The 13,086-nt window shown below is 46.6% G+C and carries 13 protein-coding genes; all 13 read right to left on the reverse strand.

The features are described from left to right. Positions 1 to 20 precede the first annotated feature (20 nt). Entirely contained in the window at positions 21 to 1,484 is a 1,464-nt protein-coding gene (locus tag ACQ4MX_RS03180) for a nicotinate phosphoribosyltransferase (protein ID WP_431091244.1), read from the reverse strand. Between the two features lie 116 nt (positions 1,485 to 1,600). Then, the gene (locus ACQ4MX_RS03185; protein ID WP_431089347.1) at positions 1,601 to 2,167 is read right to left on the reverse strand and encodes a cysteine hydrolase family protein; all 567 of its coding nucleotides are present in this window, start codon (positions 2,165 to 2,167) and stop codon (positions 1,601 to 1,603) included. A 67-nt stretch (positions 2,168 to 2,234) separates the two neighbouring features. After that, positions 2,235 to 3,023, reverse strand: coding sequence for an NUDIX domain-containing protein (locus ACQ4MX_RS03190; RefSeq protein ID WP_134910030.1), 789 nt, complete (start codon positions 3,021 to 3,023; stop codon positions 2,235 to 2,237). Positions 3,024 to 3,088: 65 nt separating this feature from the next. Beyond that, complete coding sequence (locus ACQ4MX_RS03195) at positions 3,089 to 3,511, reverse strand: PaaI family thioesterase (RefSeq protein ID WP_431089350.1); 423 nt, start codon at positions 3,509 to 3,511, stop codon at positions 3,089 to 3,091. A 122-nt stretch (positions 3,512 to 3,633) separates the two neighbouring features. After that, positions 3,634 to 4,086 carry a RicAFT regulatory complex protein RicA family protein gene (locus ACQ4MX_RS03200; RefSeq protein ID WP_431089352.1) on the reverse strand — a complete coding sequence of 151 codons (453 nt, stop codon included), beginning with the start codon at positions 4,084 to 4,086 and terminating at the stop codon, positions 3,634 to 3,636. A gap of 83 nt (positions 4,087 to 4,169) precedes the next feature. Beyond that, positions 4,170 to 5,723 (reverse strand): tRNA (N6-isopentenyl adenosine(37)-C2)-methylthiotransferase MiaB, encoded by a 1,554-nt coding sequence (miaB, locus tag ACQ4MX_RS03205; protein WP_431089353.1) that lies wholly within the window; start codon positions 5,721 to 5,723, stop codon positions 4,170 to 4,172. A gap of 295 nt (positions 5,724 to 6,018) precedes the next feature. Further along, complete coding sequence (pduL, locus tag ACQ4MX_RS03210) at positions 6,019 to 6,591, reverse strand: phosphate propanoyltransferase (RefSeq protein WP_134910038.1); 573 nt, start codon at positions 6,589 to 6,591, stop codon at positions 6,019 to 6,021. Positions 6,592 to 6,703: 112 nt separating this feature from the next. Further along, positions 6,704 to 7,807 carry a low temperature requirement protein A gene (locus tag ACQ4MX_RS03215; RefSeq protein WP_431089355.1) on the reverse strand — a complete coding sequence of 368 codons (1,104 nt, stop codon included), beginning with the start codon at positions 7,805 to 7,807 and terminating at the stop codon, positions 6,704 to 6,706. Between the two features lie 189 nt (positions 7,808 to 7,996). Then, positions 7,997 to 9,010 (reverse strand): dipeptidase, encoded by a 1,014-nt coding sequence (locus ACQ4MX_RS03220; RefSeq protein ID WP_431089357.1) that lies wholly within the window; start codon positions 9,008 to 9,010, stop codon positions 7,997 to 7,999. A gap of 125 nt (positions 9,011 to 9,135) precedes the next feature. Beyond that, positions 9,136 to 9,396, reverse strand: coding sequence for a stage V sporulation protein S (locus tag ACQ4MX_RS03225; protein WP_007430104.1), 261 nt, complete (start codon positions 9,394 to 9,396; stop codon positions 9,136 to 9,138). 129 nt (positions 9,397 to 9,525) lie between these two features. Beyond that, positions 9,526 to 10,320: a TIGR00282 family metallophosphoesterase gene (locus ACQ4MX_RS03230; protein ID WP_431091245.1), complete on the reverse strand. Its 795-nt coding sequence runs from the start codon at positions 10,318 to 10,320 to the stop codon at positions 9,526 to 9,528. A gap of 76 nt (positions 10,321 to 10,396) precedes the next feature. Continuing rightward, positions 10,397 to 11,941 (reverse strand): ribonuclease Y, encoded by a 1,545-nt coding sequence (gene rny, locus ACQ4MX_RS03235; RefSeq protein WP_014281153.1) that lies wholly within the window; start codon positions 11,939 to 11,941, stop codon positions 10,397 to 10,399. A gap of 377 nt (positions 11,942 to 12,318) precedes the next feature. Further along, on the reverse strand, positions 12,319 to 13,068 hold the full coding sequence (locus ACQ4MX_RS03240) for a regulatory protein RecX (protein ID WP_431089358.1): 750 nt from the start codon (positions 13,066 to 13,068) through the stop codon (positions 12,319 to 12,321). Positions 13,069 to 13,086: the final 18 nt, after the last annotated feature.

Consider the following 13,086-nt stretch of genomic DNA (forward strand, 5'->3'; position numbering starts at 1 on the left):
TTGCAGGGTGCCTCTTAAAACTATTCCTTTTCTTCCACTTCTGGCTGCATATAGCTGTCGATCAGCTTTTGTTTCAGCCCCCATACCTTTTCACTGAGATTTACACGGTAAATTTCCGGGTTCAGCTTCCGCAAATATTCCGGCCAGAACAGTTGCAGCTGGGAAGTATGGTATGCGCGAATTTCATCCAGCCCGGGAAGCTCATACACTTTCTGCCCATTTACGAAAATAGGCTCCAGCATCGGAACTGCCTCGTAATTTTCCACATACTTCTTCATATACGGATGCAGCGGGTTAAAGAGTTTCAGCCGCTTTCCATTGCGCGGACGATCTTCGTCCGGAAAAGAAATATAATCGGCGACAGCTCTCCCTTTCTTCTTATCTATAATACGATATACATCCTTCTTGCCCGGTGTGGAAACCTTTTCCGGGTTACCCGAAATTTTAATCGTCGGCAGCATTTCGCCTTCTACTTCCCGTTCGACCAGCTTGTACACCCCGCCCAAAGAAGGTTGATCCGAAGCTGTAATGAGCTGTGTCCCCACACCCCATACATCGATACGCGCACCTTGGGCCTTTAAGTTGAAAATCGTATTTTCATCCAAATCATTGGAGGCTACAATTTGTACGTAATCCAAGCCTTCAGCATCCAGCATTTCCCGCGCCTGAATGGACAAATAGGCTAAGTCACCACTATCCAGGCGGATTGAATTCATACGTTTGCCCTGGCTCTCCAGCATCTTCGCTGTCCGAATCGCATGGGGAACGCCGCTCTCCAGCGTATCAAAGGTGTCCACCAACAGTGTGACCTGATCCGGTAAAACCTTCGCATACACGTCAAAAGCCTCCTGCTCACTCATAAAGGTCTGCACCCAGGAATGAGCATGTGTTCCCTTGGTCGGAATACCAAAGTGCTCACCTGCCAGCATATTAGAAGTTGCGTCAAAGCCCGCTACATAAGCTGCCCGTGCTCCCCAAATCGCCGCATCTGCTTCCTGCGCCCGCCGTGTTCCAAATTCCAGCAGCGTATCTCCGCTTGCCACCTGCTTGATGCGCGACGCCTTCGTCGCAATCAGCGTTTGGTAGTTCATAAAATTCAACAACGCTGTCTCAACCAGTTGTGTTTCCATAATCGTTCCTTCGACGCGTACCAGAGGCTCATTCGGAAAAACAAGCGCCCCTTCTTTCATCGAATGAACGGTTCCGCCAAACCTAAACTGGCGCAATGCCTCCAGAAACATGGGATCATACTTCTCCTCTTGCTCTGAGAGGTAACGGATATCCTCCTCTGTAAAGCGCAGATTTGCAATATAATTCACAATGCGTTCCAGACCTGCGAACACCGCATATCCATTGCCAAAAGGCAGCTTGCGAAAATATGCCTCAAACACAGCTTTGCGCTGGTGACTTCCGTTCACCCAGTGGGCGTACATCATATTAATTTGATATTTATCTGTATGTAATGCGAGGCTCGTTGACTGCATCGTAATCATCCTCTCTGACTGTCCCCGGTTTTGCAGCGGCGTACCGCCTTGTCCATCCGTCAGCAATATCCGACTCCATTCTGTTATCGGATATTGCTGCACAATCGTTAAGTTATTTACTTCTTCTGGCGTAAAATCGTATCCTCAGCCGACCATACGTCGGCTCCGAGACTGCCCTGAAAATGACCCAAAGCCCAATCATGTCCGGCCTGATTAAAGCTCGCCACAGCGTCCTTGTATACCGTAATCGCAAAACCTTTGTTATAAGCGTCTACAGCCGTATGCAGTACACATATATCCGTACACACACCGATCAAATGAACTTCCGTAATACCTCGTTCACGCAACCTGAGTTCCAGATCCGTGCCAGCGAAGGCGCTGTATCGTGTTTTATCCATCCAATAGATGGAATCACTCTGTGTAGCATAGAGGTTATGGAGCTTGCCATACAGATCTCGTCCCCCGGTTCCACGAATATTATGTGGAGGAAACAGCTTGCTTTCCGGGTGATAAATATCATTTTCCTCATGCAGGTCCACTGCCATTACGACAAAGTCCCCTTGATCCACATAGGCCTGCGTAATGGCTGCCATCCGTTCATCCAGCTCTATTGCCGGTTGTCCAACAGGCAGACTGCCGTCCACAAAATCATTCGTATAATCAATAACAATCAATGCCTTCATCGTTCAGTCAGCTCCTTCATCCTCAAGTTGGGGAGTGTGCATTCTTTACGTGACCTACTACAATACATTAGGTGTAGATAGACAACCGCGGCACCCTGTCACTAAAACGATAAAGCTGTGCAGGTCTCTGTGAATACTGATTGGAGCTGAGCGGTTTGCCGTTCTCGTCCCGTACCTCTTCCAATATTCCCTGTCTGCTGCGAGTCGACGTTATTTTGCGAATAAAGTTCGGCTCTTCGAAATCCGGTACGACACTTTGAATGACCTGATACAGCTCGCCCAATGTAAAATGCAGAGGCAAAAACTGCTTGGCTATCGTCGTCTGGAGCATTTGCAACTGAATCTTCCGGTAGGCATCCACAATAATGTCCCGGTGGTCAAACGCCAGCTCTAATTCCTCCAGCGCTTCACGGATCGTGAACAGCCCAACCTCGGAAGCATCATCCGCCGCTTGCCGCTGCTCCAGCATCCATTCCTCTACCAGTGCAAAAAACGCATGCGATATAATCCACCCGCGCGGATCACGCCCAGGTCCACTATACACACCTAGGTACTCCAGATGGCCGCCGTCCACGCCGGTTTCCTCTAACAGCTCGCGCTTGGCAGCTCCATAAATGGATTCATCTTCCTGACAAAAGCCCCCAGGCAACGCCCAACGTCCGGCAAACGGCCAACTACGACGCTTGATAAGCATTACCTTCAGCTCACGAATCGGCAACGTCTTTGTCACCGTCTTGCGCTCCCGCTTGGTTAAGGTGAACATGACGATATCTGCCGGAGCACCATCCGGGGTGCGATATTTCTTAATGTTATACGACGCCTTCTGCGTCTCTTCGTTTATACGTTCGTTATCCATTGGCATCACCACATTATATCGTTTTGATAAATTCATTATGACATAATAAAAAGTTTTGTCAAGCTTCAGGCCTTATCCAAATGATCTGGTTGTTTACGCAATACCCGGAATGTCGCCGTAGCCATGCAGCCGAGCGTTCCTTCACTATTCTTCACTTCCGCCTCAGTCGTTATAGTACGCCCCCCTTGATGGAGAATTCGTGCCTTAACCTCCAATCGCCCTTGTTTCATCGCTGACAAAAAATGAACGTTCAGATTTGTCGTCACACATAATTCCATATTGCGTGAAACCATGCTCACCATCCCCATCGCCTGATCCATCAATGTTGTGAGTACGCCACCATGAACAATACCCACCACGTTGGTATGTTGTGGTCCAGCCTGTAAAGCGATATGTACCTCTTTTGCATCAGCTTCGATCAATTCACAGCCCAAATACTCCCAAAATGTATTTACTTCACCCTCTACCAAACTACGCAAAATATCCATTTCCTAGCCTTCATCCTTTCTATGATGTCCTATTTACTCTTGAAGTCTGGCACAGTACGTATCATTACAAGTTACTCCTGAAAAAAAGGCGTGGAGGCTGAGCCTCCACACCATACATCATTCTAGTCACTGCAATTGGAGGAAGAAGTACTTTTTCCCTCTTCTACATTCACCTTTTCGGCAACTGTATCACGAATCGCCATGATAACCATTTGCAGCAACTCATTAATTTCCACCTGGCTTTGTTGAAACTCCGTTACAATCGGAATACCGTCAAGCTCTTCTTGAAGCTCCTGAAGCTCGACCTCTATTTTGGCAATCATCGTCTGATTCTTCAAGGATTCGAAGGCCACAATTTCCTTTTGCTTTTTCTTCATCGCTGCAATCAGATGCTGGATGCGCTCATGATCGCGGATTTTGTCTTCTGCTTTCCGAAATACCTGCACTTCCTCACTGTTGCCCAAAATACCCGCCAACTCTTGGGCTTTCGCCAATATCATATCGCGATTGACCAAATGATCATGCTGGCGCGCCGTCGGTTGATGCTCTGACTGTTGCAACCGCTCCTCTGTCACTGTCCATCGCTCCTTTTCTCACTTATACGGTCGTACATACAACTCATATTTGATCCACATGCAAACCTTGCTACGCTATTTTGTTAACCGTTAACCGTCACGGCAGTTTGAACCAAATCACCCTGGATGTAAAAGGTCATAGGCTCCGTAATTTTCACCTGCACAAAGGTACCGATTAGATTCTTGGAGCCTTCAAAATGCACCAGCTTATTGGAACGGGTCCGGCCGGCAAGCACCTCGCTGTTATTTTTGCTCTCGCCTTCCACCAGCACCTCAACCACTTCGCCACGCAGTCTACCATTAAAGCGGAGGCTGTTTTCGTTCACCACATTGTTTAAACGCTGGAGACGCTCTTTTTTGACCGACATAGGAACATTATCTTCCATGGACGCGGCTGGCGTACCTTCACGTGGAGAATAAATAAAGGTGTAGGCAAAGTCGTAACCGACCTCGCGCACGAGAGAAACGGTATCTTCAAACTGTTCGTCCGTTTCGCCTGGAAAACCTACGATAATATCCGTTGTCAGCGAAGCATGCGGAACAGCCGCTTTGATCTTCGCCGCCAGCTCCAGAACGCGCTCACGTGTATATTTTCGGTTCATTTTCTTCAATATATCCGTATTGCCGGATTGAACAGGCAGATGGATATGCTCCACCAAATTGCCGCCCTTACCGAGCACTTCAACCAAGTGGTCATCAAAATCACGCGGATGTGATGTTGTAAAACGTACACGCGGAATATCAATCTTACGCATATCGTCCATCAGATCCCCGAATCTGTAATTCATATCCTTCAAATCCTTACCATAGGCATTGACGTTCTGACCCAGCAAGGTAATTTCCTTAAAGCCCTGGCGTGCCAGATCCCGTACCTCAGCAATGACATCCTCGGGCCGACGGCTTCTTTCCTTACCGCGTGTGAAGGGAACAATGCAATAGGTGCAAAATTTATCACAGCCGTACATAATATTTACCCAAGCCCGCATACCCTCGCGCTTCTTCGGCAGGTTTTCGATAATGTCGCCTTCCTTGGACCACACCTCGACCACCATTTCTTTGCTGAAGAGTGCTTCCTTAACGAGCTGCGGCAAGCGGTGAATATTATGGGTACCAAAAATCATGTCGACAAAACCGTGCTTTTGCAAAATCCGGTTGACGACACTTTCTTCCTGCGACATGCATCCACACACGCCAAGCAGCATACCTGGCTTCTCTGTTTTGAGATGCTTGAGGTGACCCAGCTCACCAAATACTTTGTCCTCAGCATTTTCACGGATCGCACATGTATTCAGCAAGATGATGTCCGCTTCCTTACGATCCTCTGTCGCCTGATAACCCATTTGTTCCAGCAATCCTTTAATCGTTTCGGAATCATGCTCGTTCATCTGGCAACCGAATGTGTACACGATGTAATGCTTTCCCTCGCCGATATGCTTCAGCTCATCCGGAACTGCATTATCGTACAATACCTGTACATCCTCTTTACCGCGTTGCTTTTCTTTTCTATGATTCGGCTCCGCCATAATATTGATCTCACGTCCGCGAATGCGGATCTTCTTGCTGTGCTCATCCTGAGAAATGATCTTTGCATCCGAGAAATCAAAATATTTGGAGTAATCTTTCGTTTCCTTGGCCATTCCTTTGGTCACTCCTTACACCATCTATTTCACACCAATTACGTTTTTACCGTATCTTAGCATATGGATAAATCTCTTTTAAACCCGTAAAAACTCCTTTGAAAAAGGCATTACACTAAATTATAGCATGATTTATAAGTCATCGCCATATATCCCCGTGAACGCCAATTGGTTACGCAGTGAATCTAATGTCCATAATTTTATAGGTAACCCTTTTGAGAATCCTTAGTATGTAAAAAAGCCCGACTCTTTAGCAAGAATCGGACCCTTAGCCTTTCAGCATTATATACGTATATTAGTCTACGATTTCAGCGTTGTCACCGTTTTTCACACCGGCTCCGTTCGCTTCATCTGTATCAATGTGCATATCCAAAGCAAAAGAATCGGACACACGCGCAAGAACATTTTCAAATACAAGACCACGTTCGCCGCCGACGCGTACTTTCAGCAACTGCTTGTCCTTAATGTCCCATTTCGCTGCATCAGATGTATGGAAATGAATATGACGAGCAGCTACGATTACACCCTCTTGCAGTTCCACTTCTCCGGCTGGTCCTTTTACTGTGATTCCTGGTGTACCGTCAATACTGCCAGATTCGCGTACAGGTGCTTTTACCCCAATAGCAAAGGAATCTGTGCGAGAGATTTCAAGCTGGGAAGCCGGACGAGCGGGTCCCAAAATACGAACCTTATCAAATTGGCCCTTAGAACCAATTACGGCTACCGTTTCATTTGCGGCAAATTGTCCTGATTGGGACAATGGTTTAAATTCAGTCAGTTGATAGCCTGCTCCAAACAAAATTTCAATATGCTCTTGAGTCAGGTGAATATGGCGTGCGGAGACGCCGACAGGTACGATTTTACTCATCGTATGGTCACTCCTTTTTCTCTATACAATACTTTACACATCTATGCTATTATACTCCTACTTTGCCAAGAAAGAAAAGGAGAGCGGGACAAAGTTCCGTTTTTCGCCCTATTCAGCCTTTAATATCGTGAACTGTCATTTTAGCGAACAGGATAAAGAACAGCATGATTTCAGCTACGACGAGATGAGAGGGAACAACAATAAATACATTAAGGACAAACAAGACACAGAGTATTCCTGTTAAGAAAAGAATGACTCTAAGACTTGGTTTAAGATGACTTAATCTGTACCGATGAAATACCAGCAGAACCGACAAAAAGTAAATAAGAACAGAAGCAAAGGTAAAACAAACTACAAAGATATAGGCGACCTGTCCCAAAAACAAGAGCTGTATCGATGCTGCCAGCATGCTAAGTGAAAAATAAATAAACAAATGACCATAAATAATGGTCTGCCCTGCTGTTTGTTTTGATTTATCTACCCGCTTCTCCATATTCTCAAAATATTGCCACCAGATTGCGATGACCAATACAAAAGCCAAGGCAGCAAATATAACGGAAGAGAGCGTAAAATGATCGGATTGTAAAACAGAAAGCATACTGATCACCGATTCGCCAAGCAGAATTAAAGTGAACTGTGCAAAGCGCTCTAATAGATGCTCCGTATGGATAGGTGTGATCACCAATTTTTTACGGCCAATCAAAGGCACGAGGATATCAACAGCAATACCAGCATATAAAATCAAATATCGAACCCAAGAGTCAAAAAAGAGGGAGCAACTGGAGATGACTATTCCGATCCAAAAATAGGTACCGAAAAAACGAGCTGTTTCCTGTTTATGAGCCGTTTCTTTGGGTGCCGAAAGTAAATATTGAACGGCAGTCAAGCCCCTTAAACCAATATAGCCAACAAAAAAAGAGACATAATACGCATCAAAATCTATATTAAGGCTGGCGGTCATGATTAACACGAAAAACAATTGGAGGATCATAAAGATTCGATGCGTTATACTGTCTTGACCAAATCGATTATTGTAGACAGTTTGTCCCACCCAAGCCCACCATATCGGAATAAAAATCAAAATAAACTTTTCCAGATGCTCCCAAGAAATACTACCATGCTCAACATGTAGTAAAACATGAGTGGCCTTGGAGACAGCGGCTACGAACAATAAGTCATAAAAGAGTTCAAGCCAGGTAACCTTTTTTATCAACATTATGTAATGGAGCTCCTCTCTGATATGGCAGTATAGCATGGTGACCCGTCAGGCTCGCTCCAACGTATGTCATATTTCGGCAAGCGTTATTTTAGCACCATGCCATTCTAGGATGCTCCAATTATTTCGTAATATATCTCGCTTTGTCAAGGGTGTGCGTAGCCAAAAATAACGGGTATAAATAGCTATTTAAGAAGACATTTTGGAAGGCAGATTCGTTTGCAAATATTCCAGCGCATGTCCTCCCAGCCATCCCTTGACCAGCTCCTCAGGGTAATGCTTCAGCAGCAGTTCTGCAAAACCCGGATATTTTCCCGAGTGCTCCAGTCCCTGCACATGACGCTCGATACCGTCAAAATCAGAGCCAAACATCAAATGACGTTCGCCGCCTAGTGAACAAAGATGTTCAATGTGTGGTAGCAAATCCTCAGCGGTCACTGTACCCTGCTCTTTGAGAAACATCGTGACAAAAGTCAAACCGATCCGTCCGTTACACGCGATCAGCGCACGAATCTGTTCATCCCGAAGATTACGTGGGTGAGGACATATCGCGAAGGAGTTAGAGTGCGAAGCAATCGGCGGTTGCGACGCGGCCTCCAGAACTTCCCAGAAGCCTTTTACGGACAAATGCGATACATCTAGCAGCAAGCCTAACTCATTACAGCGCTTGACCAACTCATGCCCCTTGCGCGTCAGGCCGCCGCCTCTTTGCTCCATAATGCCGTCAGCCGCCCAATTTGCATAATTCCACGTCAGCCCGATCAAACGGATTCCCAAGGCATAGCACAGTTCAGCATAAAACGGATTCCCTTCCAGCGCGTCCACTCCCTCCAGCGATAGCAGTGCCCAGAGTGATCCTTGAAGTTGTTGCATTCCATTGCCTTCCCGATGTCCCACTGATGTATCCTTACATTCTTCCAAGTCTTCCTTCCACAATAGCGGCTTCAACCCGCCAGATGGGGATATCATATGCTGTCTGAACAGTTCAACCTGACGAATTACATGCTCAAATCTTGGCGTACCCAACACCTGGGAAATATATATAGCGAATGTTTGCAACTGTACACGGCCTTCTAACAAACGCTCTCTTGTAACATCAAGCGACGGATGACTAAAATCCACCTGCGGATTAAGCTGCATCTTACATAACACATCACAATGCAAATCTGCAACCGACCATTTCGTGTGTAGTCTACTGTTCATGCATCCTACCTCCATTCATAGATTACAACGTGATAAGGCTATTTACAATCTATGTAACACAGGCGACTTCCATGCAAAAAAGCCCGTTTACACCATCGTAAACAGGCTCAGGCAACTAGCATTTATTATCTTGGCTCTACAATCAGCTTGATTGCAGTCCGGTCTTCTCCGTCGATAACAATATCCGTAAAAGCAGGAATACAAATCAAATCCACTCCGCTTGGTGCGACAAATCCCCGGGCAATGGCGACAGCTTTAATGGCTTGGTTCAGTGCACCCGCTCCAATCGCCTGCAATTCGGCATTTCCGCGTTCACGCAGTACCCCTGCGAGTGCGCCTGCAACTGAATTGGGATTGGATTTTGCTGATACTTTTAATACATCCATAGTAAGTACCTCCCCTGGGAATGATGATGGTTTGATTCCACTATTAGATGTTATTCGAGGGTCAGCAAAAAATTCCTGCTTTTTGGTGACAGTTTTCCTTATTCTTTCCTTAATGAGCTTCCAAAAACGTTAATCCATCCGCCATTCATCTTCTTTGAGTCTAATTTTCTGGATTTTACGCGCCATACCGTCGGTGTCATTCAACTCTACGCTAACTGCGTGAAAATGCCATTTTCCGTTGTCCGGTTGAAAACGTACCGGAAGCTGAGTCTGAAATTTCTGCAACACGGCGTCTCTCTGCATGCCAAGTACTCCTTCATAGGGACCTACCATGCCCACATCTGTCTGATACGCAGTTCCTTGCGGTAAAATCGTATCATCGTTGCTCTGCACATGGGTGTGTGTACCAACAACAATTGAAGCACGGCCATCTAGATGCCAACCCATAGCGATTTTTTCCGATGTCGCTTCGGCATGAAAATCAACCAGAATGTGCTTATGCTTCTTGCGCAATTCATCTACGATGTCATCTGCTGCACGGAACGGGCAATCGATGGGTGGCAGAAAGGTTCTGCCCTGCAAGTTAACGATCGCCAGCTCCTTGCCTCCAGCTTTCACCACGGTATAGCCTCGCCCCGGCGTTCCTGGCGGGAAGTTTGCCGGACGTATGATACGCGGCTCATCATCTATAAAATCAAATATATCCTTATTGTCCCAAGTATGATTACCCATTGTAATACCATGTACGCCCCAATCAAAAAATTCTCTGGCGATGGCTGGAGTAATACCTCTTCCTGAAGCTGAATTTTCCCCGTTCACGATAATAATATGCGGGTTGTATTTTGATTTTAGCGAAGGGAGATTTTCCCTTAATGCCTTTCTGCCTACACTACCGAAAATATCTCCAATAAATAGTACGTTGATAGAAAACCCTCCCTGGTATGCCTTACATAATGAAAAGTGGCCCTACAAACAGCGGCCACTTTTCGTTAAATTGCTTTTATTTTGCGTATTCTACCGCGCGGGTCTCGCGAATGACGGTAACCTTGATATGTCCCGGATAATCCAGTTCATTCTCAATCGTTTTCGTTATATCGCGAGCCAGTCGGAATGCTTCCGCATCATCAATTTTCTCTGGCTGCACCATGACGCGAACTTCGCGTCCAGCTTGAATGGCGTACGATTTTTCCACGCCTTCAAAAGATTCGGAAATACGTTCCAGCTTCTCAAGACGACGGATGTACGTCTCCAGTGTTTCACGCCGCGCTCCCGGTCTTGCTGCCGAAAGGGCATCTGCCGCCCCAACCAGCATGGCAATCACCGAAGTCGCTTCGCAGTCGCCGTGATGTGAAGCAATACTGTTGATGACGACCGGGTGTTCCTTGTACTTCTTCGCCAGTTCCACGCCAATTTCAACGTGTGATCCTTCCACTTCGTGATCCAGCGCCTTCCCGATGTCATGCAGCAACCCTGCCCGTCTTGCCAGTGTAACGTCCTCGCCCAGTTCTCCGGCCATCAGACCTGTCAAGTATGCAACTTCCATCGAGTGCTTCAATACGTTCTGTCCGTAGCTTGTACGGAACTTGAGACGTCCCAGGATCTTGATTAAATCCGGATGCAGGCTATGCACACCCACCTCGAAGGTGGCTTGTTCGCCATATTCGCGGATTCGTTCATCCACTTCTTTACGGGATTTTTCCACCATTTCTTCAATACGAGCCGGATGTATCCGTCCGTCCGCTACGAGCTTCTCAAGCGCAGTACGCGCAATCTCTCTGCGAATCGGATCAAATCCGGACAAAATAACAGCTTCCGGCGTATCATCAATAATGAGGTCAATTCCCGTAAGGGTTTCAAGCGCACGGATATTACGGCCTTCACGTCCGATAATCCGGCCTTTCATTTCTTCGTTCGGCAATGTGACCACGGAAACCGTCGTTTCCGCCACATGGTCCGCTGCACAGCGTTGGATGGCCAGTGTGATGATTTCACGAGACTTTTTGTCCGCTTCCTCTTTGGCCTGTTGCTCAATTTCCTTAATCATCTGAGCGGTTTCATGACGAACTTCCTGTTCTACGTTGGACAGAATAATACTTCTCGCATCTTCCGTCGTCAGATTGGAAATACGCTCCAGCTCAGTTACCTGACTCTTGTAAATCAAATCAATCTGCTGCTGGGTTTCATCGATTCGTTTCTCTTTGTTGGCCACTTGTTCTTCTTTACGTTCCAGCGATTCCAATTTTTTATCCAGCGACTCTTCTTTTTGCAGCAGTCTTCGTTCCTGCCGTTGAATTTCATTACGACGCTCACGAGTTTCCTTTTCAGCTTCGGCACGGATGCGGTGAATTTCATCTTTCGCTTCCAATACCGTTTCCTTCTTCAGCGCTTCTGCCTCTTTTTTCGCGTTCTCCACGATTTGCGCGGCAGCTTCTTCCGCACTGGAGATTTTAGCTTCTGCAATAGATTTGCGAATAAAATAACCAATCCCGAACCCAAAGAATAACGCGGCTACAGCAACGAGAACGAACCAGATCGCAGTCATCATCATACTGTTCACCTCCTCGTTGGTTCCTCCAAGGCATTCCTTGGGACTTTTTGCAATTGTCACATTAGCTTTGATCGTCAAACTAAGATAACGGCACGCAGCCGTTTCATTTCATATGCACATGCTTTCACATGTACAATTCCGCCTGGCATAGCGGCATCACTTGTTATTTGGCGATGAGAACGTACCCATGGACTCCGCTTTTTTGGAAGGAAAAAGGGTGTTCCACAAGCATCGTTTCATATATATTTTATTATTTGACAAATGGCATTGTCAAGGGAATGCAAACTTTAGTAGATTACCATGTGGCTTTCCATACGATTGCCAGCTCATTCTGTTCACTTGTGCCAGCTAATGGATACCCGGCTGTTTAACAACTATTCATCCCACTGCGATAATTCCTCGTCATCGGAAGTCCCATCTTGCTCGGCCATCGTGAGATGATTAACTACGCGGCGTGTCATATCTCCCGAATATCCGCGCCTCATGAGAAAGGGATACGTTTTGCGTTTTTTCTCCATTATATCTCCACGCACCTGATTCCATTTCTTGCGTCCGACAACCAAAGCGCTCTCCCATTCCTCCTGATCGCTGACCTCACCTAAAGCTTCCCCGATAGAGGCTTTAGAGATGCCCTTTTGACGCAGTTCCTGCCTTACCCACATCTTCCCCTTCCGCTGGCTCGTTATGCGTTGCCTTGCCCACTGACGGGCGTATAGATCGTCATCCACAAGTCGCTCCCGCTCCAGACGGTTCAACACTTCATCAATAACAGCTTGACCCATTTCCTTTTGCGTCAAACGCTGCTCAATCTCCTGACGTGTACGCGGCTTTCGTCCCAAATAACGAAGCGCGTGCACGTATGCCTGTTGCTTTTCATCCGCCAGAACGATTTCTTCCAGTTCCTTTTTGACGAAAGTCGTTCCTTTGAACATATTGTACTTGATCATTACATCTTCCAATATGGACAATGAATACGGGCCAAAATGAATCGTGTATCTTCCGCGTTTCCTACCCTGCCCCTGTTCCACCCTCGTAACCATCAATTCCTCATGATCAGGAAAAAGGGAAATGCCTTGCTGCTCATTTTCCTTCGAAGTGTGTTCACCTTCATCTTCCAATTGCAATGTGCTTCCCTCACTTTG

It is taken from the genome of Paenibacillus sp. 8b26 (assembly GCF_050626875.1).
Classification (GTDB): domain Bacteria; phylum Bacillota; class Bacilli; order Paenibacillales; family Paenibacillaceae; genus Paenibacillus.

Excerpts from the sequence above, each read along its gene's own strand:
- ACQ4MX_RS03180 (WP_431091244.1), bottom strand. The coding sequence starts at position 1,484 with ATGCAGTCAACGAGCCTCGCATTACATACAGATAAATATCAAATTAAT.
- ACQ4MX_RS03185 (WP_431089347.1), bottom strand. The coding sequence starts at position 2,167 with ATGAAGGCATTGATTGTTATTGATTATACGAATGATTTTGTGGACGGC.
- ACQ4MX_RS03190 (WP_134910030.1), bottom strand. The coding sequence starts at position 3,023 with ATGGATAACGAACGTATAAACGAAGAGACGCAGAAGGCGTCGTATAAC.
- ACQ4MX_RS03195 (WP_431089350.1), bottom strand. The coding sequence starts at position 3,511 with ATGGATATTTTGCGTAGTTTGGTAGAGGGTGAAGTAAATACATTTTGG.
- miaB (WP_431089353.1), bottom strand. The coding sequence starts at position 5,723 with ATGGCCAAGGAAACGAAAGATTACTCCAAATATTTTGATTTCTCGGAT.
- pduL (WP_134910038.1), bottom strand. The coding sequence starts at position 6,591 with ATGAGTAAAATCGTACCTGTCGGCGTCTCCGCACGCCATATTCACCTG.
- ACQ4MX_RS03215 (WP_431089355.1), bottom strand. The coding sequence starts at position 7,807 with ATGTTGATAAAAAAGGTTACCTGGCTTGAACTCTTTTATGACTTATTG.
- ACQ4MX_RS03220 (WP_431089357.1), bottom strand. The coding sequence starts at position 9,010 with ATGAACAGTAGACTACACACGAAATGGTCGGTTGCAGATTTGCATTGT.
- ACQ4MX_RS03225 (WP_007430104.1), bottom strand. The coding sequence starts at position 9,396 with ATGGATGTATTAAAAGTATCAGCAAAATCCAATCCCAATTCAGTTGCA.
- rny (WP_014281153.1), bottom strand. The coding sequence starts at position 11,941 with ATGATGACTGCGATCTGGTTCGTTCTCGTTGCTGTAGCCGCGTTATTC.